The following is a 608-nucleotide window of genomic DNA, read 5'->3' on the forward strand; positions in this document are numbered from 1 at the left end:
ATAGCCCTGAGGGCGTGGAGGAGTGAGATGCTGACCGACCCGAAGACCGGCGAAGCGGAGATCACCGACGAGTTCGACCGCCGCGACCAGATTCTCGACGCGGCAAACGAATGCTTCACACAGCTCGGCATCCAGCGCACGAGCGTTCAGGACGTGGCGCGAATGGCCAAGGTGTCCCGCGGCACCATCTACCGATACTTCGTCGACCGCAATGTGCTCATCGACGCCGCCATCGAGTTCGGGGCGCAGCGGTTCTATCGTGACGTGGCGACCGCAATGGCTAAGAAAAGTACGCTGGCCGAGCAGGTTGGCGCGATGGCCGAAACACACGCGAGGATCTTGCTCGACCACCGAACTCGCAACCGTTTGATGGCCGATGACGCTGAGCTGATGCGGCACATGATCTCTGACGGGGATACGGCGGTCCGGCGGACGACCAAATTTCTCGAACCCTACGTACGTGACGCGCGTGACCGCGGAGAGGTTGGTGCCGGGGTCGACGTGACGGCCGCCAGCGAATGGCTCGCCCGCATCATCTGGTCGTTCTCTACCGTCAACGAGGCACAGACATTCGACATGTCCAAGCCTGACACCGTCCGACGCTACGT

At 62.2% G+C, this 608-nt stretch carries 1 protein-coding gene; it reads left to right on the forward strand.

The annotated features are described in order from the left end of the window. Nucleotides 1-27: 27 nt before the first annotated feature. On the forward strand, nucleotides 28-608 hold a 581-nt coding region (locus tag A5678_RS10175), incomplete at its 3' end, for a TetR/AcrR family transcriptional regulator (protein WP_068041583.1).

The organism is Mycobacterium sp. E2733 (assembly GCF_001667585.1).
Taxonomy (GTDB): Bacteria; Actinomycetota; Actinomycetes; order Mycobacteriales; family Mycobacteriaceae; genus Mycobacterium.